This is a genomic window from Streptomyces alkaliphilus (genome assembly GCF_014141535.1).
Classification (GTDB): domain Bacteria; phylum Actinomycetota; class Actinomycetes; order Streptomycetales; family Streptomycetaceae; genus Streptomyces; species Streptomyces alkaliphilus.
In genome coordinates this window covers 1-791 of sequence record NZ_VKHT01001529.1, presented here as the reverse complement: position 1 = coordinate 791, position 791 = coordinate 1, and the positions used below count along the sequence as shown (strand labels likewise).

The following is a 791-nucleotide window of genomic DNA, read 5'->3' as shown; positions in this document are numbered from 1 at the left end:
ATGCGTAAAAGAGAAAGGGCGAGGGGGAAGGCGGGGTTGCGCACCGCGTGTTGAAGGCCGAGGAGCAGTTCCCGCGGGCCCGCGACGGCGGCGAGGAAGATCGCGTCCTGGAGGTAGTACCGGGTGGTCACATGAGTGTGCTTGGCGGGTGAGGTGGGTTTCTGGACGCCCTTGGCCGAGACGCCCGCCTGTGGCAGCGGCCGTCCCCGGTAGTCGCTCACCGTGTGGTAGTCGCGCAGGAGCGTGCCGGGTTGATCGACCCGGACGCCCAGGCGCAGGGGGGACAGGTCGTCGAGGGAGTCCTCCCGGGCACGGCCGGCCGCGGCGGCGAGCAGGCCGATGATCCCGGACTTGGTGGGGACGGGGCGGGTCTCGCGCCGGTTGAAGGTGCTCCGGTCCCCCCACGCCTGGAGGGGGCCGGCGAGGCGCAGGAGCAGTACGGCCTCGTCCCCGGGTGGGGTGACGGTCATCGGGCGTCCCCGCCGGTGAGGTGGGTCCGCAGGTCGCTCAGTACCTCGTCGAAGGCGCGGGCCCTGCCGAACGCCTCCTCCAGGGCGGCGGCGGTCTCGCGGTGCTCGGGGGCGAGGGTGTGGCAGTGGGCTGCGAAGGCCGGCTTGTTGCCCCAGGCCCGGACGGCGGTGAGCTGTTCGTGTGCCAGGCGGCGAACGGAGGCGGGGGCGATGCCGGTGTGCTTCTCGGTGTCCGGGACGATCGGTTCCTCGAAGGCGGAGACCAGGTTGATCGGCTGGTCGGTGCGGACGGTGACCGCGACCAGGCGGGGGAGGGTGTGG

General features: G+C 72.4%; 2 protein-coding genes. Both read right to left on the bottom strand.

What is annotated here, in order from left to right; genetic code table 11:
* Window positions 1-470, bottom strand: a 470-nt coding sequence (gene cas5e / locus FNQ90_RS25490) for a type I-E CRISPR-associated protein Cas5/CasD (protein ID WP_182608471.1), incomplete at its 3' end; no start/stop codon positions are given.
* Window positions 467-791, bottom strand: a 325-nt coding sequence (locus tag FNQ90_RS25485) for a type I-E CRISPR-associated protein Cas7/Cse4/CasC (RefSeq protein ID WP_182608470.1), incomplete at its 5' end; no start/stop codon positions are given. The genes FNQ90_RS25485 and cas5e, both read right to left, overlap by 4 nt.